General features: G+C 43.1%; 13 protein-coding genes and 1 pseudogene. 9 read left to right on the plus strand and 5 right to left on the minus strand.

Annotated features, from left to right (window positions below; genetic code table 11):
- Window positions 1-4 precede the first annotated feature (4 nt).
- The 5 genes and pseudogenes from rplJ (at window position 5) to ABM313_RS00410 (ending at window position 4,099) form a co-directional block, all read left to right on the plus strand.
- Window positions 5-532 (plus strand): 50S ribosomal protein L10, encoded by a 528-nt coding sequence (gene rplJ, locus ABM313_RS00390; protein ID WP_434685730.1) that lies wholly within the window; start codon window positions 5-7, stop codon window positions 530-532.
- 128 nt (window positions 533-660) lie between these two features.
- Window positions 661-1,053 carry a 50S ribosomal protein L7/L12 gene (rplL, locus tag ABM313_RS00395; RefSeq protein WP_434685731.1) on the plus strand — a complete coding sequence of 131 codons (393 nt, stop codon included), beginning with the start codon at window positions 661-663 and terminating at the stop codon, window positions 1,051-1,053.
- A 415-nt stretch (window positions 1,054-1,468) separates the two neighbouring features.
- A pseudogene (hisE, locus tag ABM313_RS00400) lies at window positions 1,469-1,741 on the plus strand (phosphoribosyl-ATP diphosphatase); the annotation flags it as partial.
- Window positions 1,742-1,847: 106 nt separating this feature from the next.
- Entirely contained in the window at window positions 1,848-3,779 is a 1,932-nt protein-coding gene (locus ABM313_RS00405) for a transglycosylase domain-containing protein (RefSeq protein ID WP_434685733.1), read from the plus strand.
- A gap of 125 nt (window positions 3,780-3,904) precedes the next feature.
- Window positions 3,905-4,099: a hypothetical protein gene (locus ABM313_RS00410; RefSeq protein WP_434685734.1), complete on the plus strand. Its 195-nt coding sequence runs from the start codon at window positions 3,905-3,907 to the stop codon at window positions 4,097-4,099.
- 39 nt (window positions 4,100-4,138) lie between these two features.
- On the opposite strand, the gene ABM313_RS00415 is transcribed toward ABM313_RS00410, so the two are convergent.
- The 4 genes from ABM313_RS00415 to ABM313_RS00430 are packed head-to-tail and all read right to left on the minus strand — an operon-like array spanning window position 4,139 to window position 7,201.
- A complete protein-coding gene (locus ABM313_RS00415) occupies window positions 4,139-4,594 on the minus strand; it encodes an ATP-binding protein (RefSeq protein ID WP_434685735.1) in 456 nt (151 codons plus the stop codon).
- A 52-nt stretch (window positions 4,595-4,646) separates the two neighbouring features.
- Window positions 4,647-5,990 (minus strand): gluconeogenesis factor YvcK family protein, encoded by a 1,344-nt coding sequence (locus ABM313_RS00420; RefSeq protein ID WP_434685736.1) that lies wholly within the window; start codon window positions 5,988-5,990, stop codon window positions 4,647-4,649.
- Window positions 5,991-6,428, minus strand: a complete 438-nt coding sequence (locus ABM313_RS00425; RefSeq protein ID WP_434685737.1) for a secondary thiamine-phosphate synthase enzyme YjbQ — start codon at window positions 6,426-6,428, stop codon at window positions 5,991-5,993. It abuts the gene before it with no gap.
- Window positions 6,425-7,201, minus strand: coding sequence for an RsmE family RNA methyltransferase (locus ABM313_RS00430; protein WP_434685738.1), 777 nt, complete (start codon window positions 7,199-7,201; stop codon window positions 6,425-6,427). Before ABM313_RS00430 ends, ABM313_RS00425 begins: the two co-directional genes overlap by 4 nt.
- A 358-nt stretch (window positions 7,202-7,559) precedes the next feature.
- Between ABM313_RS00430 and ABM313_RS00435 the strand changes: the two genes are divergently transcribed.
- Window positions 7,560-9,050 (plus strand): phosphoglucomutase/phosphomannomutase family protein, encoded by a 1,491-nt coding sequence (locus ABM313_RS00435; RefSeq protein ID WP_434685739.1) that lies wholly within the window; start codon window positions 7,560-7,562, stop codon window positions 9,048-9,050.
- Window positions 9,051-9,269: 219 nt separating this feature from the next.
- On the opposite strand, the gene ABM313_RS00440 is transcribed toward ABM313_RS00435, so the two are convergent.
- Window positions 9,270-10,106 carry a sigma-70 family RNA polymerase sigma factor gene (locus ABM313_RS00440; RefSeq protein WP_434685740.1) on the minus strand — a complete coding sequence of 279 codons (837 nt, stop codon included), beginning with the start codon at window positions 10,104-10,106 and terminating at the stop codon, window positions 9,270-9,272.
- A gap of 468 nt (window positions 10,107-10,574) precedes the next feature.
- On the opposite strand from ABM313_RS00440, the gene ABM313_RS00445 reads away from it, so the two are divergent.
- The 3 genes from ABM313_RS00445 to ABM313_RS00455 are packed head-to-tail and all read left to right on the plus strand — an operon-like array spanning window position 10,575 to window position 21,961.
- A complete protein-coding gene (locus ABM313_RS00445) occupies window positions 10,575-15,692 on the plus strand; it encodes a PAS domain S-box protein (protein WP_434685741.1) in 5,118 nt (1,705 codons plus the stop codon).
- Between the two features lie 26 nt (window positions 15,693-15,718).
- Entirely contained in the window at window positions 15,719-18,451 is a 2,733-nt protein-coding gene (locus ABM313_RS00450; protein ID WP_434685742.1) for a CBS domain-containing protein, read from the plus strand.
- A gap of 33 nt (window positions 18,452-18,484) precedes the next feature.
- Window positions 18,485-21,961: a PAS domain S-box protein gene (locus ABM313_RS00455; protein ID WP_434685743.1), complete on the plus strand. Its 3,477-nt coding sequence runs from the start codon at window positions 18,485-18,487 to the stop codon at window positions 21,959-21,961.
- Window positions 21,962-22,125 lie beyond the last annotated feature (164 nt).

Genomic DNA, 22,125 nt, shown 5'->3' on the forward strand with positions numbered 1-22,125 from the left:
CCATATGGGTAAGACCCTAGACCAAAAGAAATTTTTAGTCGGAGAAATGACCAAAGAGTTTGAAGGAACTCAGATGGTCATGGTAATCGACTATTCAACTCTGTCAGTAGCTGAAATTACTAAGCTCCGCCGCTCACTCCGTCCTACGGGTACGGTGTGCAGAACTACTAAAAACACTTTGCTCAAGCAAGCAATCTCTGATGTGCCCGAATGGAAATCTCTTGAAGGGTTTCTGGTTGGTCCTTCGGCATGTTTGTTTGTCAAAGATGACATTGGTGGTGCTGTTAAGGCTTATCAAGCATTCCAAAAGGAATCTAAGAAAACTGAACTGCGTGGTGGTGTCTTAGAAGGTCGTGCTTTGACTGCAAAAGACTTGCAGGCGATCGCTGATCTACCTTCTAAGGAAGTACTTATCTCGCAAATTGCTGGCGCAATCAATGCGGTTACCGCCAAGATCGCGATCGGCATCAAAGAGGTTCCGCAATCTCTGGGCAGAGCTATCAAAGCTGTTTCCGAAAAAGAAGCTGCTTAAGAAGCGATTGGCTATTAGCTATTAGCTATTAGCTCAATCTCTATAAAAGCTAAAGGCTAATTGCTAATAGCTAACAGCCTCAAGCAACCAAACCTAAAATCTAATCTAATTAATTAAAGAGAAAAACTATGTCTGCAAAAATCGACAGCATTATTGAAGAACTAAAGTCTTTGAGCCTTCTTGAAGCTTCTGAATTGGTCAAAGCGATCGAAGAAACATTCGGCGTTTCGGCTGCTGCTCCTGTTGGTGGCATGATGATGGCTGCTCCTGGTGCTGGCGCTGCTGCTGCTGAAGAAGTTGAAGAAAAGACTGCTTTTGACTTGGTACTTGACGAAGTTCCTGCTGATAAGAAGATCGCTGTTCTAAAGATCGTTCGCGAAATCACTGGTTTAGGCTTGAAAGACGCTAAGGATATGGTTGAGTCTGCTCCTAAGACGATCAAAGAAGGTCTGCCTAAGGCTGATGCTGAAGCTGCTAAGAAGCAAATCGAAGAAGCTGGTGGTAAGGTTTCCATCAAGTAATTGTTGGCAACATTTATTTTGGGAATATCCTGCTTAGCAGGATATTCCCAAACAATCATAAAGGCACGCTATGCGTGCCTTTATGATTATTAACTGATGTTACGTGGAACTCAGATGATGAAACTCTTGCTGCTAGCATAACAGGGCAACCACGGGGGGATTGCCCCTACCTGTAGATTTTAGATCTTGTAGGGGCTGCGCCCCCGTGCCAGCCCTAGCCTTACGCCATCGCAAGAATTCCTTCCACGTAACATCAGTTATTAAAGAACAATAGTGCTGAGCTAAGAGACGCACAGTAAAATAAAGAACTGATTTTTGTGGTGCGGCTTCGCCGCGCCACAAAAATCGGGTTCTTTATTAAATTGCAGAACCTTAAGCTCAACACTATTGTTGATTATTAGGTACTTTTATGAACGATCCTTTATCAGAATTATTTGCGGTGATTGTCGATCGCCGTGAGCATCCGCAAGAAAGTTCGTATACTTGCAAATTATTTGCTGGTGGCGACAACAAAATTTTAAAAAAGATTGGTGAAGAATCCGCCGAAGTGGTGATGGCTTGTAAAGATGATGATCCCGATGCGATCGCCTCAGAGGTGGCGGATTTGTTTTATCACACCTTAGTAGCGATCGCGCATCATCAAGTCGATCTGCAAATGGTATATGAAAAACTCGCTCAACGACGCTAAAAGTCAAAAACTTAAGGTTGTACTTTGCACAACCTTAAGTTTTTAGTACGCAATACTTAATTAATGCAGTAAGATTACCTATGAATTGATCAAAGGGTAGATTGCTGTGGCATCGAATAGTGTAGAGCGTTCTCAGTCTCTGGCAAGCAGTATTTTAAAAGGCACTCTCAAAGCTGTTGGTGGCACATTGCTGGGCATTATCATGATTGGTGGTGCGGGAGTAGCGGGTGCACTTGTAGGCTTAGCTCTCAGCTTTCGCGATCTGCCTGATTTGCGAGTCCTCAAAGGCTATGTGCCAGTTGAGACTACTTACATTTACGATATCAATGGCGGGCTGATAGCACGGTTACATGGGGATGTTAATCGTGAAGTTGTTACCCTCGATCGCATTTCGCCACACCTTAAGCGATCGGTTCTGGCGATGGAAGATGCGTACTTCTATACCCACAAAGGCATTGATCCCAGCGGTATTGGACGCGCTATTTTAGCCAACTTTAATGCAGGTGGAACTGTTGAAGGTGGCTCAACCCTGACACAACAATTAGTTAAAAATTTATTTCTCTCTAATGAGCGTAGTCTCAATCGCAAAGTTGCCGAAGCGGTTTTAGCTATGCGTGTTGAGCAGGTATTTACCAAGGAGCAAATCCTTGAAATGTATCTGAACCAAGTGTTTTGGGGTAAAAATACGAATGGTGCTGAAACTGCTTCTCAAAATTACTTCGGCAAATCTGCCGCAGATTTGACCCTTGGTGAGGCTGCGATCTTGGCAGGCACGATTCAAGCCCCTTCGGTCTTTAATCCTGTTGATAACTATGCTGAGGCAAAAAAGCGTCAGGGACTTGTACTTGATCGACTTTTAGAGCTTGGGTGGGCAACAGAGGCTGAAGTAAAAGCTGCAAGAGCGCAAAAAATCACAATTCGGAAACAGGGTATCTCCTACGAAGCAAGCCGCGTCCCCTATGTGTCACAGGCAGTCACTGCTGAGCTAGAAGAAAAATTTGGTCGTGATGTTGTTCTTCAAGGTGGGTTAAGGGTTCAGACAACAATTGATCTAAAGCTACAACGTATTGCCGAAGAGGTAGCTGCTGAAGGACATAAGGACTTAGTAGATCGCGGAGCCTATGCTGATCAACTAGCTCTAGTTGCCGTTGATCCACGTACAGGATTTGTGAAGGCGCTAGTAGGTGGGGTTGGTGACTTTGATAAGAATCAATTTAACCGTGCTGTATTAGCAAGAAGACAACTGGGATCATCTTTTAAACCCTTTGTTTATTATCTTGCTTTTGCCTCAGGTAGCTACACTCCTGACTCAGTGATAGACGATAGCCCAATGTCAATCCCTGATGGTGATGAGCCTTATATTCCTCGTAACTATGACAATAAATTTTCAGGAGCGATGAGCATTCGCCAAGCGATCGCCGTTTCTCGAAATATTCCTGCTCTGAGGCTGGGGCTAGAATTTGGTAATGAAAATGTAGTTGCTCTCTGTCGCAAACTGGGTATTAACAGCCCAATTATTCCAGTTGTTTCCTTACCCCTTGGCGCTGCGGATGTTACTCCTATGGAGGTAGCAGGAGCCTATGCAGTATTTGCTAGTGGTGGCTACAAGTCCAAAACTACATTGATTGCAAGGGTTACTGATCGCAATGGCAATTTAGTCCTAGACAATACTCCTAAGCCTGAACTAATCCTTGATCCGATCGCTGTTTCCTATTTAACTGATGCATTGCGCGGAGTTGTTACTAACGGTACTGCAACAGAGGCGCAAATGAGTGATGGGCGACCTGTAGCAGGTAAAACGGGTACTACTTCGGATTTTCGAGATGCTTGGTTTGTCGGCTATGCACCTCAATTATCAGTGGCAATTTGGATCGGCAATGATGATTACTCGCCAATGGCAAATGGTGTCACAGGAGGGGTCTATGTGGTTCCAATTTGGCGTAAGTTTATGGAAAGAGCTTTAGCTGGTCAACCAATCGAGCAGTTCCCTGTTCCAAGTGAAATCCAAGAAAAAGAAGGTACTAAAAAGAAAAACTAGCAAAGCAATACTCGGTAGTGCTAAATAGGTAAGGATGGGCGGCGCGAAGCGCCGCCCATCCTTACCACCATAAATCCTTTCCTTTTTAGGACTACCCAATACTCTTTGCTAAATCTGACGAAATTATGTGGCAACAAATTTTATTTATTTTGCGATTATTGGTTTATTCAGCGATCGCGTCAGCAGTAATTAAATATGTTGCGCCTACTTGGAGTTTGCTGGCGAATAATTTAACTGTGGATGTGATGAATGCGATCGCTGTATCTGCAATTACCTTACCCGTTGGTTTATTTGCCTTTGTTTTGTGGCTTAAGCGCTAATTCGCATTAGATTTGAGAGGCGGCGCTTTGCGCCCAAATCTAAACAAGCTTTGCAAAATTCTTGGTCATGACGAAGCAATTACGACCGTCAGGCATGACATCGTATCTGAGTTCGTCAGCAATTGTGTTGGCGATCATTAACCCTCGACCACCTGTAGGAATATCATCAATACTTTCAAAATTTTTGTTTTTTTGTGATTCCATAGTGGCTCTTTCAATTTCTGCTTGAAGATTAAATGGTTCACCAAAGTCCCAAATCTTCATCTCTAAAAAATATCCAGTCTTATCGATCGCAATCTCAATATCGATTGGCGTTTCTTCAGGCATCCCCTCATGGGCATAGGAGACTACATTGGTAAATACTTCAACTAAGACAAGATTGCACTGCATCCAAGTTTGCTTCGGCAATAAATTTTGAAATTGTTGAAACCACTCTTGCAAGTTAGCAAGAGCATAAATATCACTGTTAAACTGAATATAGTAATGCTCTAACACTGATAACTTATCTGACTTTCTACGAATCTAGTATTTTTAGGTTTAAGTTCAATTACTGGCGGTTGTACCAACGCATTAATACACCCGCAAGTTTTTCTGAGTCATGACATACAGTGCCATTGTCTTTTTCTCGCATGATGTTAGCCATTAAAATAGGGCATCCCATAGCAGAAAGGCTATCACGATCTAGATATGTAAAGTGTGACCCAGAAGAAGCATAGTGTTGTAGAGATCGTTCTGAAGGTGGATGCTTTTGGGCTAAAACCACATCAAACAATCGCACACCTGCGATCTCGTCTAAAACTCGCACATAATCAGATACAGCATATCCGTCTGTTTCACCTACCTGACTCATGATATTACAAAGATAGATCGATGGCACATTGCGATCAATCAATGCTTGCAGTATTTCAGGTACAAGTAGGTTAGGAATAATACTTGTATATAAGCTTCCAGGTCCAATCACAATCAGATCGGCTTCGCTAATATCCTCAATGGCTTGGGGTAAACCCTTAGGATTATCTGGCTTACAGCCAATATGCTTAATTTTACCTTTGGCTTCAGGAATATTTGATTCTCCCTCAACATATCGTCCATCTTCAAATTCTGCCCATAGCACCATGTGATCAAGGGTTGCTGGCAATACGCGCCCCCTTACCGCTAATACCTGTGAACTAGCTGCGATCGCTTTTTCGAGATCACCTGTGACTTCACTCATGGCGGTGAGAAATAAATTGCCAAAGCTATGACCAGTTAATCCTTCTCCTGTTTGAAAACGGTATTGAAATAATTCTGTGACTAGTTTCTCCTCATCGGCGAGTGCTGCGAGGCAGTTACGAATATCGCCTGGGGGCAAAACTCCATACTCACGTCGCAAGCGTCCAGAGGAGCCTCCATCATCGGCAACAGTGACGATCGCCGTAATGTTAGCGCTATATTGCTTCAGCCCACGCAACAAATTTGATAAACCTGTGCCACCACCTACGGTTACAATTTTCGGTCCACGGTTGAGCTTGCGATGGGAAACTAGCAGTTCTAATAGTTCTTTGTCTTGATTGGGCATCAAAACTTGGGTGATCGAACCGAGAGCACGTTTTTGTCCTAGCCACAACAGTCCTAGTCCGATTAAAAGTGCGAGGGGACCACTCATATTGCGGGGCAAGATCGATACCAAGGTTTCGATCGCATTACCAATCAAGCGTGACAGAAATAAGATCGGTGTTAGTCTTGCGGAAATGGCAATCCCTAACACGATTAATACAATGCCGATGATGCTAACTAGTAGCCATCGCTTCACAAATAATCCTGGTAAAAACCACTGAAATCCTCTCAGCCACTTGCTTCTCTTCAGGGCTGGACGATATCGATTTGCTGGTGGCTTTTTTGAGGGCTTCATTTAGCATCCTGTAATATGTACCAGCACTTCGCGGGTATGACCCAAATTGCGATGTTCCCAGACAAAGATTCCTTGCCAAGTGCCGAGGGCAAGTTTACCATTAGCGATCGGGATCGTTTCTGAGGTTTTGGTAAGAGTGCTGCGAATATGTGATGGCATATCATCAGCCCCTTCGGAAGTATGGCGATATTTGCTGGCATCTTCAGGAATCAATTTTGTGAAAAATGTTTCTAGATCAGCTAATACATCGGGATCAGCATTTTCTTGGATAATTAAGCTAGCTGATGTATGACGTAAAAATACATTGCATAGACCTATCTTTATCCCTGATTGAGATAAGATAGCATCCACTTGATGGGTGATATTGTGTAGTTTTTTGCCATTGGTACGCAAAGCGATCGTTTGCTGCACCATAGTTTGGACTGTATTTGTGTTCATTGAGTATCTAGAAAAGCGCCGACTATGGATAATGCTACCACTGGCGCTGTGATGGCGGATAAAACCCGATCGCCTAACGATACAGGGATAAATCCTGATGCGATCGCCATTTCCTCTTCTCTAGCAGTCCAACCACCCTCGCTACCTGTGGTAATGATGATCTCAGAATTTTCTTCCCCATTTGAGTTTTGCAGACTAGTTAGTAAATGTGGGGCATTATGACTAGTTACGCATATATATTTACAAGTTGGTGACTTTGAGCTTGCCAGAGTATCTAGCCATGCAGCTAATGTTTGGGGACTATTAATTTCAGGTACATAATTACGCATTGATAGCTCGGCCGCTTCCTCGGCGATGCGTTGCCAGCGATCGCGTTTTTGGTTGCCAATTTCTGTACCTGATTTGATGATTGTGCGATCGCTAAATAGAGGCACAATTTGACGTACTCCTAGTTCCGTAGTTTGACGAATTACCGACTCGATATTGCTGCCTTTAGGCATGGCGATACCAAGAGTAATCTGGGCGGCTAACTCAGAATTATTTTCTAATTTGGCAATGACTTCCGCAATATCGGGATCATTGGACAGCTTTGCTAGCCACCATCCACCTTGGCGATCAAGGGCAATAAATTCGGATTCCGCTTCTAATCTCAATACATTGCATAGGTAATGTCTTTGCTCGGTGGTAAGTGCGATCGAACTATTAATTTGTAAAGCTGACAAGACTTGGTGTGCTTGTAAAGTTAATCTTTGCAGTCGGCGTTTTTTGATCACAGCTTAGAGGAGTTATTGAAATTACAAGAATTTATAGCAATAAAGGGTTTGCTTAGGGCATAAAACCCCAAATAAAAGCGGCGGTGCTTCGCACCGTCACTTTTATTTGGGGTTTTGGTGAAAGTTAGCCTTCGGCTAACTTTCACCAAAACTGCTTAAAAAAAAAGGTTAATGGCGGCACGAAGCGCCGCCATTAACCTTATCCTGAGTAAAAATTGCATCGCTATACAATGAGAATTGCAAGGTTTTGAGTTTTTATTTTGCTGTAAGCAAAATGAAAACCTTCATAATGGCGAGTTTGCTTTACTAGAGGATAATTCGCGATAAACTTTAACCTAAAAGAAATTTTGAAAGGCTTATGCACGGCAAATTTACATTGCATCCCCCCATACGCTTTGGAACTGACGGTTGGAGAGGCATCATTGCCGATGATTTTACCTTTGAGCGCTTAGCCGCAGTTGCCCCGATCGCTGCTTATATTCTCCGTGAGACCTTTGGTGCGTCAGGTAGTAACACAATTATTGTGGGATACGATCGCCGCTTCATGTCTGACGCTTTTGCCAAACGTACTGCTGAATCCGTAGCCGCGATCGGGTTTGATGTTTTACTTGCCGATGGCTTTGCCCCGACACCTGCCTTTAGCTGGGCAGCATATGACCGCAAAGCTTTGGGAGCTTTGGTAATTACAGCTAGTCATAACCCTGCCAACTATTCGGGTTTAAAAATTAAAGGTGCATTCGGCGGCTCCGTATCTCCAGATGTGACCGCAAAAGTTGAAGAGATTTTAGAGCGCGGTGATTTTGTCTATGAAAGTCATCATCTTGACAAAAGAGTAGGCACAATCGAAACCTTTGATGCATGGGCAAGTTATTGCGAAGCTTTGCGGGGCAAGGTAAATATTGAAGCGATCAAGAATGCGATCGCAGTGGGAAAGTTGACCGTATTCGCCGACGTAATGCATGGAGCCGCCGCAGGTGGTTTAGCAAAAATTTTAGACTTGCCATCTACAACCCAAGCCAATTTAATTGAAATTAATAGTGATAGTGATCCCCTCTTTGGTGGTGGTGCGCCTGAGCCTTTGCCAAGATATATTGCTGAACTCTTCCGTCAAGTCAAAACCTATCACCACGATCATCCTGACCAGACTTTGGTGGGTTTTGTCTTCGATGGAGATGCCGATCGCATTGCGGCTGTGGATAGTGAAGGTAATTTTTTAAGTTCCCAAATCCTGATTCCGATCTTGTTAGAGCATCTCGCAAAGCATCGGGGCTTCCAAGGGGAATTGATTAAGACTATTAGTGGTTCTGATCTGATGCCTAAAGTGGCGGCGCTCTTTGACTTACCTGTGTATGAAACTCCTGTGGGATACAAATATATTGCCGAAAGAATGCTTTCGGGAATACCTTGTTTATTGGGAGGAGAAGAGTCGGGCGGTATCGGCTATGGTAATCATATTCCTGAGCGGGATGCTTTATTGTCGGCTTTGTATGTGTTAGAGGCGATCGCTGAATCTGGAAAAGATTTGAGCATTCTCTACAGTGATCTCCAAAAGCAAACTAATTTTGTCTCTCATTACGATCGCATTGATAAGAAGCTCTCAGGTATGGCGGCGCGTGAGAAATTAGTATCTACGCTGCAACAATTTTCATTGACTGAAATTGCTGGGCGCAAAGTAATAGATGCTAAGGCTCCCGATGGCTTTAAGTTCCGTTTAGCGGATGGAAGTTGGCTCTTAATTCGGTTTAGTGGAACTGAACCATTGCTAAGGCTCTATTGCGAAGCTTCTACTCCTGAACTTGTGCATAAAACTCTCAATTGGATTTCCAATTGGGCTGAGCAATTCAACTAAAAAAGGAGGGGCGTTTTACGCCCCTTCTTTTTTGTAGCAATTACTTGTTAACTGATGTTACGTGGAACTCAGATGATGAATCTCTTGCTGCTCGCATAACAGGGCAACCACGGGGGGATTGCCCCTACCCTGTAAATTTTAGATCTTGTAGGGGCTGTGCCCCCGTGGTTGCCCTAGACTTACGCCATCGCAAGAATTCTTTCCACGTAACATCAGTTATTAACAAGCTTCAGCTTCTAATGCACAACGTAATGTTGATAAACCTTTCTTAAGTTGACGTGAAATTGTGACTGCACTCACTCCTAACATTTTGGCAACTTCTCTTTGAGGAAGATCTTCAATAAAGACAAACTCAACAATTTCTCTAGTGCGTTGCTCTAAGAGAGACAGCGCTTGCTGTAAACGAAACTTTTCATCCTGTTGTAACTGCATATTACTTCTAGGATCGGCAACAAGATCACCGATAGAGGAAGAATCTTCTTCTTCAGAACGAATTGGTGCATCAAGACTTAGGGGAGCACGATTTTGACAGGCGAGTTTTGCTTCTTGCCATTCGCTGAGTGTCACACCAAGGGCATTAGCAACTTCCTTTGCGGAAGGTTCTCTTTGCAAGGTATTACGCAATTTTTGCATTACTCGTACTGATTGTTGTTGCAGATCCATCCAACGGCGAGGGATGCGTACTGATGAATTTTTGTCCCGTAGATAATGCTGAATTTCGCCACGAATGTAACGCACGGCAAAAGAGCTAAAGGCGTAACCTCGATTTAGTTCAAACCGATCAACTGCGCCGATTAAACCCAAGGCTCCCACCTGTAATAAATCGTCATATAATTCAGAGTGACGATCTGCCCAGAAATGGACTTCTTTTTTGACTAGACCAATATTTAGGCGCACGATGCGATCGCGTAGGTATGCTGATGGTGCTTTACGATATTGCTTGAGTAATTCGAGGGTTGTGGTTTTGTCCGCCGCCGAAAACTCACGTACTTTATGAGTGGTAATGCTCGACTGAGTAGGAATATCAGATAAAAAAGTGATTGCTGCGGTGGTCATAGTTTTGCCCTGAACTAATCAAGCTGGTTAATTAAGTCATGAAGAACATTGCTTGTTTCGATGTACTTAGATTAGGGGCTTGAGGAGCGATCGTCACCTTGCAGGCTGTTAGGGATTTTTTGATTTGTCAAATACCTAACACCTAACAAGTTGTTAGGTGTTAGGTTTAGAAAGAGTTAGAATTATCTTTAGGATGTGATTTTATGATCATTTATTCTTCTTTAACTTTGTTTATTTAAGATGCTGTTATGCCAACTCATAAAAGTTTGATAACACTTTTATGAATTAAAAATCAATCCCAGTAAGGTTTTTAAAAACACAAAATGGTGTAGACATTTCGTGCTTTGGTGTTAGATATCTGGGGACAGTAAGTTGGTGATATTGGGAAATATTATTGAACTCATTTAAATTTAACGAATTACTCAGGCTTCAACTTAACATTAGTTTCCAATTCATGAGCTTCTAGCTATGGACAATTTACGAACTGAAACTGAAAAATCCCCTTTGCAGTCAGTGGGATTTGTCGAACTAAAGACTGATATCAATGTTTTAATTGTGGACGACTCGGAAACCGATCGCCTCACTTATGCTCGTTATCTGCAATTAGACTCAGAAAACGTCTATCACATTATCGAATCAGAAACCTTAGAAGAAGGGGTTGAATTGTGGCGATCACAGCAACCTGATATTGTGCTGCTCGATCTGAATCTGCCTGATGGCGATGGCTTAGAATTTTTAGAGGCGCTCAATGTGGATCATGCAGGAGACCGTGTTCCTGTGATTATGTTGACGGGGCAGGGAAATGAAAAAATGGCTGTTAATGCCATGAAATTGGGGGCGGCTGACTATTTAGTTAAAGGGGATATTACAGCGAAATCGCTCACTACTGCGGTTAAGCAAGTACTGCGAGAATCAGTGTTAGGTCAGCAATTACGGCGATTGCAACAACAGCAAAGATTAATCGCCGAAATCGCCCTGCGGATTCGCGAGTTTCTGAATTTAGAAGATATCTCGAATGCAATTGTTAAAGAGGTGCGTCAATTTATAAATGCCGATCGCGCCGCTATTTATAAATTTAATCCAGATATGAGTGGCACAATTGTTGCCGAAGATATTGTCTCACCTTGGCAGCCTTGTTTAAATGTGCAGGTTGAAGACACCTGCTTTCGAGAAAATCTTGGCGGTGCATATTGTGAGGGCAGGGCTTTCGTTGCCAATGATATTCATGCTGCTAATTTGACCGCTTGTCATGTACAACTGCTCGAAAGATTTCAAGTACGTGCCAATCTAGTAGTGCCGATCCTATTACCAAATGAGAACAAGCGCATTTTATGGGGTTTGTTAATTATTCATCAATGCTCAGCTCCAAGGATTTGGCAAGAGTCAGATATCCAACTACTTCAGCAGCTAGCGGTGCAGCTATCTATTTCCATTCAGCAAGCGATCGCTTATCAACAAGTGCAATCCGAACTGGCAGAGCGCAAACGAGTTGAGCTATTACTCTTAGAGCAGCAGGCTGAGCTAGAAGAACGCAATAATCTATTAGAAATAACAAGTGCAGACCTAGAATGTACTGTGGAGGAATTGAGGGTCACTACTGAAGATTTGATCGCTCAGCATCAACAACTAGAATACGAACAGATACGCTACCAAAATTTATTTAACTTTGCTCCTGATGGTTATCTGGTGACAGATACATCAGGCAGGATATTAGAAGCAAATCAAGCAATCTTAGATCTGCTTGTGATTATCCATGAGGCTATTTTAGGGAAACCATTAGCTAGTTTTATTGACTTTTCTCATTTGGAACTTTTCTATGACCAAATCAATTCTCTACTATCTCAAAACAAGTTAGAAGCAACTTGGGAACTTACCATAGTTTCGCGTCAGGGTAAGACTTTTCCTGCCGAAATTACCTTAACCAAAAATATTAATCCTGATACGCAGAACGTTCAACTTTTATGGATAGTTCGTGATATTAGCGATCGCAAACGCGCCGAGCAAGAACTGCTCCAACTTAATCAATCGCTAGAAGTGAAAGTCTTAGAGCGCACCCAAGAACTGTGGCAAGTTAATCAGATCCAACGCGCGATTCTTGATGGTACAGACTACGCGATTATCTCCACAGATTTGAATGGCATCATTCAGACTTTTAATGCTGGTGCAGAAAAAATGTTTGGCTACCGCAAGGAAGAAGTAGTCGGTAAGGTTACAAAAGAAATTTTCTACGATGCTCAAGAGGTGCTCGATAAAGTCACCAAAGCCTCAGCAAAATTAGGGAAAGATCTAGGCGTGGGATTCGGAGCATTAACCTCTATGGCTACGGAAGGCTTGATTGACGAAGAGTGGACAAATATTCGCAAAGATGGATCGCGCTTTCCCGTATCAATATCGGTGACAGCACTTAAAGACGACAACGATCAACCTATCGGGCTTTTGAGTGTCAGACAAGATATTAGCGCTCGTAAACTCGCTGAAGAAAGTCTCAGAGAGAGCGAACGACGTTTTGAGAATTTAGCGGCGGCGGCTCCTGTGGCGATTTTCCAAATCAATCAAAATAATGAATGCACCTATGTCAATGAGTTTTGGTCTCAAATTACGGGGCAAGAACCCAGTATGGCTCTGGGCTTTGGATGGCTTCAGCCCATTCATCCTGATGATCGGGAACAGATCCATCAAAAATGGACGCAAGCTGTCGAGCAACAAGCATATTATCAAAGTGAAGGAAGATGTATCAAACCAGATGGAACAATTTGCTATTTCTATTGCCAAGCTATACCTGAACTCGATGAAAGTGGTGTTTTTACAGGTTATATTGGCACATTAACCAATATTAGCGACTTCAAACAAGCTGAAAATGCCTTGCGAGAGTCTCAAACATTACTCCAAACTGTTCTTGATGCATTTCCATTGTCTATATTCTGGAAAGATCGCCAATCAATCTATTTGGGATGTAACCAACTCTTTGCTGAGGCATCTGGAATCAAGTCACCCTCGGAAGCGATTGGTAAAAGCAATTTTGACTTTTCCTATACAGAAGAAGAAGCGCTTGGTTATCTTGCTGACGATCAACAGGTGATGGAGTCTGGCTTAGCGAAATTGAATATTGAAGAAACAATTACCTTGCCTTCTGGGGAACAGAAATGGATACAGACTAATAAAGTTCCTCTACGGGACTCAGAGGGAAATGTGATCGGCGTGATGGGGACTTTTCAGGACATTAGCGATCGCAAAGTTGCCGAAAAAGTTATTAAACAGCAACTTGCTGCCATTGAAGCCGTGGTCGATGGTATTGCAATTTTGCAAGACAATAGCTTTGTCTATGTCAACCAATCGCATCTAGAAATGTTTGGTTACAAACATCCTGATGAACTTTTGGGCAAATCTTGGGCAGGGCTGTACTCCGCAGAAGAGCTATCTCGGTTCGAACGTGAAATATTTCCTGTACTAGTGCGCGATAACTCATGGGAAGGAGAAGTGATCGCTACCCGTAAAGACGGCTCTACTTTTGATGAAGGGTTATCTCTCACCATTGCTGAGGATGGCTTGCTGATTTGTGTATGCCGTGATATCAGCGATCGCAAACAAGCAGAATTGCAACTACAGAAAACTACTGACCGTCTAGCTTTAGCACTTAATTCTGGTGCGATCGGCTGCTGGGAATGGAATATTCAACAGAATCTTCTCGTTTGGGATGATCGGATGTATGAACTATATGGAACATTAAAAGCAACTACTTCCCATATACCTTATCAAATTTGGGCAAATGCCATACATCCTGATGATCGTGTCGCTACTGAAACTTTACTCCAACAAGCTGTCCTAGGACAAGCAGAATATGATTGTGAGTTTCGGATCATTCATCCTGACCATAGTATCCACTTTATTAAAGCCTATGGAAAGGTTAAGCGAGATGCTCAAGGTAATGCTGAAAGTATGATTGGGGTTAACTTTGATATTAGCGATCGCAAACAAGCAGAAATTGCCCTACAAAGTAGCGAAGACCGTTTTCGTAGAGTATTTGATTCTAGCGTCGTCGGTATGCTCTTTGCTGATTTTCAGGGACATGTTACCGATGCTAATGAGCGCTTTTTAGAGATGGTTGGCTATACCAGAGAAGAGTTCCTATCTGGGGCAATTGATTGGCTAGCGATGACTCCACCCGAATATCTTGCTAAAGATTATGCTTGCATGGAAATTCTGAGAGCACAGAGTCAAATTGCTCCTTGGGAAAAGGAATATTTTCGCAAAGATGGTAGTCGTGTCTCGATCTTGATTGGAGCTGCATTGCTGCAAGGATCAGTTGATGAAACTATTTGTGTGATTTTAGATATTAGCGATCGCAAACAAGCTGAGGCTCAACTACTACAAGCTAACGAGGAACTTCTCCGTACCACCAAGCTCAAGGATGAATTTCTCGCCAATATGAGTCATGAACTCCGCACGCCGCTCAACTCCATTTTGGGACTGTCGGAGGTTTTGCAAGAGCAAGTTTTAGGGGGGCTGAACGAAAAACAATTAAATGCGATCGCCACAGTCGAGTCAAGCGGCGAACACCTGCTATCACTGATTAACGACATTCTCGATCTATCAAAAATTGCATCAGGAATGATGGAACTAGATATTGCATCAGTCTCAGTCAATAATCTTTGTAATTCCAGCCTTATTTTTATCAAACAGCAAGCATTTCATAAGCGCATTCAAGTCGTTAGTAATATTCCTCAAAATCTAAATCAGATTAATATCGAAGAGCGACGCATTAAACAGGTACTAATCAACCTGCTCACCAATGCTGTTAAATTCACCCCACATCAAGGACAAATCAGTTTGCTGGTTGCCGTCGGTAGTGGCGATACATGGCAAGGTGAGGTGACAATTCCTAAACGACTTCGAGAAATGAATTCACCGATGATCGTATTTCAAGTTGTAGATACTGGCATTGGCATTGCCCCCAAAGATTTACAACTACTCTTCCAGCCCTTTGTACAGGTAGATAGCGCCCTCAACCGTCAGTACGAAGGTACGGGCTTAGGACTCGCTCTAGTCAAGCAAATTGTCGAACTGCATGGTGGTCAAGTTACGGTTGAGAGTGAACTTGGCAAAGGTAGTCGATTTACATTTGCTCTACCCTATGAATTCTCTCTGTCTAGCATTGCAGAATCCGAATCAACTGCTGCAAGTTCACTTCCACAGATTGCAACTCCTGAAAATGTGATCGCGCCACTTATTTTACTGGCTGAAGATAATGCAGCGAATGTCCAAACCTTTATCTCTTATCTGAACGCTGTCAACTATCGTGTCATCGTTGCTAAAAATGGAAAAGAAGCGGTGGCTATGGCGAAAGAAAATTCTCCAGATGTTATCCTCATGGATGTGCAAATGCCAATTATGGATGGTCTTGAGGCAACCAAGCTAATTCGCCTTGATCCTAACTTGATTAATACTCCCATTATTGCCCTAACTGCTCTGGCTATGGAAGGCGATCGCGAAAGATGTCTAGAGGCAGGTGCTAACGAATATCTCAGTAAACCGATCAAACTCAAGCAGCTAGCAACTGTAATTCAACAACTTTTATCGTCGCTTTAACTTAGAACTTTGAATAGAGTCAGCATGTGAATACAGCCACAATCAAATCATCTAAATTATCTAAATTATCTGAACTAAAGTCAGCAATTATTCGTGAACCGTTGATCGTTAATGCTGGAGCAACTGTCATGGAGGCGATCGCCTTAATGAGTAGTGGGAGAGTGCAATGTGATGCGGAGAATCATAGCGACAATCATCAGCAACAATTTCTGCAAGAGGCAAGATCTAGCTGTGTCTTGGTATTGGAAGAAGAAAAGTTGATCGGCGTAGTGACCGAGCGCGATGTGGTACGCCTCAGCGCTCAGCAACTAGACCTCAATCGTCTATTAGTCCGAGAGGTGATGGCACATCCTGTGGTTACTATGCGCGAGTCTGACCTTACAGATTTATTGTTAGCAGTCAACCTAATTCAGCAATACCACATTCGCCATTTGCCTCTTCTCGACGATCAAGATCTCCTCGTGGGAATGGTAACTCATGAAAGTTTACGCCAAATTACCAGACCCATTGATCTCATGCGGCTGCGATTGGTGTCTGAGGTGATGACTTCTGATGTAGTGTGTGCTGCTCCCGATTGCTCGATGTTGGCGATCGCGCAAATGATGGCAGGGCAGAAAATTAGTTCGGTGATGATTGTTGAGACATGCAGAACAGATGACTCCCTCCAGATTCCAGTGGGAATAGTGACCGAGCGTGATGTTGTGCAGTTTCAAGCTCTAGGCTTAAACCTTGAAACCTGTATCGCGCATACGGTGATGAGCACGCCGATTTTTGCGGTTACGCCAGAGGATAACCTGTTGACAGTGCAGCAAATTATGGAGCAGAGGTTGGTTCGGCGCTTGGCGGTGACAGGTGAATTTGGCGAACTATTAGGAATCGTCACACAGACCAGTTTGCTCCAAGCCTTAAATCCGATTGAAATGTATAATTTAGCCAAGGTTTTAGAGGCAAAAGTAGAACAACTAGAATCAGAAAAAGTAGCTCTGCTAGAAAATCGAAATATTGAGTTAGAACTTCAGGTTGTAATTACTCAACGTATCCGTCAATCCCTCGATCTCCCAATAATTTTTGATACCGCTTGTCAAGAAATTCAGCAATTACTGCAATGCGATCGCGTCGGTATTTTTAAACTCGATCCTGATTCTAATTTTGATTATGGCGAATTTGTTGCCGAGTCCGTTGCCGATGAATTGTTCTCCGTCATGAAAGTTCGCATTTCTGACCATTGCTTTGGCGAAGGCTATGCCGCCGCCTATGCCAAAGGTCGAATACAGGTCGTGAATGATATAGATAACGCTGGTCTGATGGACTGTTACCGTATTGCCTTAACCAAGATTCAGGTAAGGGCAAATCTAGTGATACCAATATTACGTGGCAACAACCTATGGGGCTTGCTATGCATCCATCAATGCGCTAACACTCGCCAATGGCAAGATCATGAAATTAATCTAGTCCAACAAATTGCGAATCAATTAACGATCGCTATTCAGCAAGCTAGTCTATATGAGCAATCTCAACAAGAAATTGCGGAACGTAAACAAGCCCAGCAACAATTAACCGAAACTAACCAACAACTCGCCCGTGCAACCAGACTCAAAGACGAATTTCTCGCCAATATGAGCCACGAACTGAGGACACCGCTCAATTCGATTTTGGGAATGAATGAAGCTCTACAGGACGAAATATTTGGCAGTATTAATGAGCGCCAGCTTAAAGCATTGCAAACCATTGAGAGTAGCAGTAAGCATCTTTTAGAATTGATTAATGATATTCTTGATGTTGCCAAAATAGAGTCTGGACAAGTCACGCTAGAACTAACAGCGACAGATCTCGACAGCCTTTGCAAGTCGAGCATAGCATTTATCAAGCAGCAAGCGTTAACCAAGCGAATTCAATTAATACCGAGAATTCCTAAGAATTTGCCAGAAATAATGCTAGATGAAAGGCGGATTCGGCAAGTCTTAATCAATCTACTAAATAATGCTGTTAAATTTACTCTAGAAGGAGGGACAATCACGTTAGAAGTATCGCAAGTTCAACTTGAAAGTAGTACAACTAATCTAACGCCTCTAAACTACATAAAGATAGCCGTGATTGATACAGGGATAGGCATCTCGGCAGAAAACATTCAGAAACTGTTCCAGCCCTTTATGCAAATCGATAGTGCGCTGAACCGTCAATATACTGGCACGGGATTGGGGTTGGCTTTAGTCAAAAGGATTGTAGAAATTCATGGAGGAACCGTAGAACTGACTAGTGAGGTGGGAGTCGGTAGTTGCTTTGCGATTAATCTTCCCATTAATGTCGGCGACCCAGCAATCGAAGAACAAACTGAGCAGGACTCGTCAGGACAGTCTCAGATCGGTCAGAGCCAAACTGAAGAACTAATTTCACCCTTGATTTTGCTAGCAGAAGATAACGAGGCTAGTATTGCGACATTCTCCACTTACCTCGAAGCTAAGGGCTACCGCATTTTATTGGCAACTGATGGACAAAAGGCGATCGATCTTGCCAAAGCAGAGCAGCCCGATTTGATTTTGATGGATATCCAGATGCCAGTTATGGATGGATTAGAGGCAATTAAACAAATTCGTCTTGATGCCAATTTAGTTAATATTCCGATTATCGCTTTAACGGCTTTGGCAATGGCAGGCGATCGCGAAAGATGTTTAGCCGCAGGTGCTAACGAATATATCAGTAAACCGATCAAACTCAAGCAGCTAGCAACTGTAATGCAACAACTTTTATCGTCGCTTTAACTTTGAACTTTGAACTTTGAATAGAGTCAGCATGTGAATACAGCCACAATCAAATCATCTAAATTATCTGAACTAAAGTCAGCAATTATTCGTGAACCGTTGATCGTTAATGCTGGCGCAACTGTCATGGAGGCGATCGCCTTAATGAGTAGTGGGAGAGTGCAATGTGATGCGGAGAATCATAGCGACAATCATCAGCAACAATTTCAGCAAGAGGCAAGATCTAGCTGTGTCTTGGTATTGGAAGAAGAAAAGTTGATCGGCATAGTGACCGAGCGCGATGTGGTACGCCTCAGCGCTCAGCAACTAGACCTCAATCGTCTATTAGTCCGAGAGGTGATGGGTCATCCTGTAGTTACTATGCGCGAGTCTGACCTTACAGATTTATTTTTAGCAGTCAATCTACTCCAGAAGTCCCACATTCGCCATTTGCCAATTCTCGACGATCAAGATCTCCTTGTGGGAATGGTAACTCATGAAAGTTTACGCCAAATTACCAGACCCATTGATCTCATGCGGCTGCGATTGGTGTCTGAGGTGATGACTTCTGATGTAGTGTGTGCTGCTCCCGATTGCTCGATGTTGGCGATCGCGCAAATGATGGCAGGGCAGAAAATTAGTTCGGTGATGATTGTTGAGACATGCAGAACAGATGACTCCCTCCAGATTCCAGTGGGAATAGTGACCGAGCGTGATGTTGTGCAGTTTCAAGCTCTAGGCTTAAACCTTGAAACCTGTATCGCGCATACGGTGATGAGCACGCCGATTTTTGCGGTCAAGCCAGAGGATAACCTGTTGACGGTGCAGCAAATTATGGAGCAGAGGTTGATTCGGCGCTTGGCGGTGACAGGTGAATTTGGCGAACTATTAGGAATCGTCACACAGACCAGTTTGCTCCAAGCCTTAAATCCGATTGAAATATATAATTTAGCCAAGATTTTAGAGGCAAAAGTAGAACAACTAGAATCAGAAAAAATAACTCTGCTAGAAAATCGCAATATTGAATTAGAGCGTCAGATTCATGAAAGAACCGCATTTTTATTGGAAGCAGAGAAAGCGTTACAAAAAATCAATCAATCATTAGAGTTGACAGTTCAAGAGAGAACTCAAGAGCTATGGCAAGTCAATAAACTGCAACGAGCAATTCTTGATGGTACGGATTACGCGATTATCTTCACTGACTTAAATGGCATTATTCAGACCTTTAATGCTGGTGCTGAGAAAATGTTGGGTTATAGCACAGAAGAAGTTATCGGCAAGATCAAGTCCGAAATCTTCTTTGATCGTCAAGAACTTATCAATAGGGCTTCTGGTATTTCAACCGAAGGAGAAGAAAATATTTGGGAGTTTAGCTCATTCTTGTCTATGGCGAATCAAGGGCTTCTTAGTGATGAATGGACGCATATTCGTAAAGATGGATCGCGCTTTTCTGTTGAGCTATCGGTGACACCCCTTAATGACGATAATGGGAAAACGATTGGCTTTTTAAGTGTCAGCAAAGATACTAGCGATCGCAAACAAGTTGAAAAAGCCTTAAAAGAAAGCGAACAGAGCTATGCTAGCCTCATGGCAGCGGCTCCAGTAGGAATCTTCCGCACCGATGCGATGGGACATTGCACCTACGTCAACGAGCGCTGGTGTAGTATTTCAGGGCTGACCCTAGAATCTGCCTTAGGAGACGGATGGCGACAAGGTCTCTACTATGAAGACAGGCAAGCCATCAGTGACGAGTGGTATCGATCAGTGCAAGAAGATCGACCTTTTTCCCTTGAGTATCGCTTTCAACGTCCTGACGGAGTATTAACTTGGGTTTATGGGCAATCAGTCACCAAACTTGATGTCGATGGAATCATCACAGGCTATGTCGGGACGATTACAGATATTAACGATCGCAAACAAGCTGAAAAAGCCTTAAAAGAAAGCGAACGTCTTTTCTCAACATTGGTCGCTACTTCTCCTGTTGTCATTACTCGCTTCGATCTTAAGCCATTAAACTGTATCTACGTCAACGAACGTTGGAGCGAAATGACAGGAAGATCCGTCGCATCAGCAATGGGGAGAGGATGGCTCGACGCAGTGCATCCCGATGAGCGAGATATGATCAGAGGATTGACAGAACATGAGTTCTTCTCGCCTTTATCTCGTCAATTTGTGTTGACTGGGGAAGGCAGACATCTTCGCCCAGATGGCACAATTAACTGGTATTTTTCTCAACTCGTCAAAGAATACAATGAGAGTGGGGAAGTCACTGGCTACATCGGAACGTTAACTGATATTAGCGATCGCAAACAATCTGAAACAAAATTGCAGTTAGCTAACGAAGAACTGAAGCGTGCAACCAGACTCAAGGACGATTTTCTCGCCAATATGAGCCACGAACTGAGGACACCGCTCAATTCGATTTTGGGAATGAATGAAGCTCTACAGGACGAAATATTTGGCAGCATTAACGAGGGGCAACTTAAAGCATTGCAAACCATTGAGAGTAGCAGTACGCATCTTTTAACATTGATTAATGACATTCTCGATGTTGCCAAAATAGAGTCTGGACAAGTCACGCTAGAGCTAACAGCGACAAAGCTCGACAGCCTCTGCCAGTCGAGCTTAGCATTTATCAAGCAGCAAGCATTAACCAAGCGAATTCAATTAATATCGAGAATTCCTAAGTATTTGCCAGAAATAATGCTAGATGAAAGGCGGATTCGACAAGTCTTAATCAATCTACTAAATAATGCTGTTAAATTTACTCTAGAAGGAGGGACAATCACGTTAGAAGTATCACAAGTTCAACTTGAAAGTAGTACAACTAATCTAACGCCTCTAAACTACATAAAGATAGCCGTGATTGATACAGGGATAGGCATCTCGGCAGAGAACATCCAGAAACTGTTTCAGCCCTTTATCCAAATCGATAGTGCGCTGAACCGTGAATATCAAGGAACTGGATTGGGTTTGGCTTTAGTCAAAAGACTTGTCGAACTTCATGGAGGAAACGTAGAACTGACAAGCGAAGTGGGAGTCGGTAGTTGCTTTGCGATTAATCTTCCCATTAATATCGGCGACCCAGTAATCGACGCGCAAAGTGAGAACTTGTCAGGACAGTCTCAGATCGGTCAGAGCCAAACTGAAGAACTAATTTCACCCTTAATTTTGCTAGCAGAAGATAACGAAGCTAATATTGCGACATTCTCCACTTACCTTGGATCTAAGGGCTACCGCTTTTTATTGGCAACTGATGGACAAAAGGCGATCGATCTTGCCAAATTGCATCATCCTGACCTGATTTTGATGGATATCCAGATGCCAGTTATGGATGGATTAGAGGCAATTAAACAAATTCGTCTTGATCCCAATTTAGTTAATATTCCGATTATTGCTTTAACGGCTTTGGCAATGACTGGCGATCGCGATCGATGTCTAGCAGCAGGAGCTAATGACTATCTCTCTAAACCCGTCAAGCTTCGACAACTTAACCTCTTAATTCAGGAGGTTTTAGGCTCCGTAAAATAAGAACCGACTAAACCCCAAGAAGACGAGTGGCGGTGCAAAGCACCGCCACTCGTCTTCTTGGGGTTTATGTCCTAAGCAAAATTTGGTATAGCTAACCTTTATCAGGACAAATAGTGTGAGGCGGCGCGAAGCGCCGCCTCACACTATTTGTCAAAGCTCAAGAA

Source organism: Pseudanabaena minima str. Chao 2107 (assembly GCF_051131155.1).
Taxonomy (GTDB): Bacteria; Cyanobacteriota; Cyanobacteriia; order Pseudanabaenales; family Pseudanabaenaceae; genus Pseudanabaena; species Pseudanabaena minima.